General features: G+C 66.1%; 1 protein-coding gene. It reads left to right on the top strand.

All coding sequences use genetic code 11. The annotated features are described in order from the left end of the window. The first annotated feature begins 116 nt into the window (after positions 1 to 116). Positions 117 to 1430 carry an IS256 family transposase gene (locus ACJH6I_RS31745; RefSeq protein ID WP_019344575.1) on the top strand — a complete coding sequence of 438 codons (1314 nt, stop codon included), beginning with the start codon at positions 117 to 119 and terminating at the stop codon, positions 1428 to 1430. The last annotated feature ends 33 nt before the right edge of the window (positions 1431 to 1463 follow it).

The following is a 1463-nucleotide window of genomic DNA, read 5'->3' as shown; positions in this document are numbered from 1 at the left end:
GAGCAATGATCAGAACCTGTGGATCCCGGGCGGGCGTGCCTTCCCGGAAGATGATCTGCAAGGAATCCGAATTCTGATCAAGACCAGCGTTGGCGCGCTGGCGGGAAGGCACGCCCGTGCTCACGGTAGTAGACAACAACGACGACTCCAACGAGACCCGCAATGCGGCCGGTGCGGGCCGGTCGTTGCTCGACCAGATCGTCCGCGACGGTGCCCGGCAGATGCTGGCCGCGGCGTTGCAGGCCGAGGTCGCCGACTATGTAGCCCGGTATGCCGGTGAGGTCGACGAACACGGCCACCGACTGGTGGTCCGCAACGGATACCACGCCGAACGTGAGGTCGTGACCTCGGCGGGTGCGGTGGCGGTGAAGGCGCCCCGCGTGAACGACAAGCGGATCGACCCCGATACCGGCGAGCGCAAGCGGTTCTCCTCGGCGATCCTGCCCGCCTGGGCTCGCAAGTCCGAGCAGGTATCGGAGGTGCTGCCGCTGCTGTACCTGCACGGCCTGTCAACCAGTGACTTCGGGCCGGCGCTCGAACAGTTCCTCGGCACCGGCGCCGGACTGTCCGCATCCTCGATCACCCGGCTCACGGCCCAGTGGCAGGACGAGGCGAAGGCCTTCGGCACCAGGGACCTCTCGCAGGTCGACTACGTGTACCTGTGGGTCGACGGCATCCACCTGAAAGTCCGGCTCGAGCAGGAAAAGCTCTGCCTGTTGGTGATGCTCGGGGTGCGGGCGGACGGCCGCAAGGAACTCGTCGCCCTGGCCGACGGCTACCGAGAGTCCACCGAGTCCTGGGCGGACCTGCTGCGGGATTGCCGCCGCCGCGGGATGCGCGCGCCGGCGCTCGCGGTCGGGGACGGAGCTTTGGGATTCTGGCGGGCACTGCGGGAGGTGTTCCCCGCCACCCGCGAACAACGCTGCTGGTTCCACAAACAAGCCAACGTTCTTGCTGCACTCCCGAAATCGGCGCATCCGGGTGCGTTGGCGGCGATGAAGGAGATCATCGGGGCCGAGGACATCGACAAGGCGCAGTTGGCGATCGCAGCGTTCGAACGTGACTACAGCGCGAAGTACCCGAAAGCGGTGAAGAAAATCGTCGATGACGCCGACGTGCTGCTCGAGTACTTCCGGTATCCCGCCGAGCACTGGGTGCATCTACGCACCACGAACCCGATCGAATCGACCTTCGCGACGGTTCGGCTTCGGACCAGGGTGACCAAGGGCCCGGGATCACGGGCGGCGGGCATGGCGATGGCCTACAAGCTGATCGAAGCAGCGCAGTCGCGGTGGCGGGCGGTCAACGCACCACACCTGGTGGCGTTGGTGCGGGCCGGCGCAGTGTTCCACCAGGGCAAGCTCCTCGAACGTCCGGTCGACATCACCCCGGAACCATCGCCCGACACCCCAGTGTCCGAGGTCGCCTGACGACCCTCGATCCACAGGATTTGACTATTTCTC

Origin of the sequence: Mycobacterium sp. SMC-13 (genome assembly GCF_045311035.1) — a bacterium.
Taxonomy (GTDB): domain Bacteria; phylum Actinomycetota; class Actinomycetes; order Mycobacteriales; family Mycobacteriaceae; genus Mycobacterium.
This window is presented reverse-complemented; position numbering and strand designations above follow the sequence as displayed.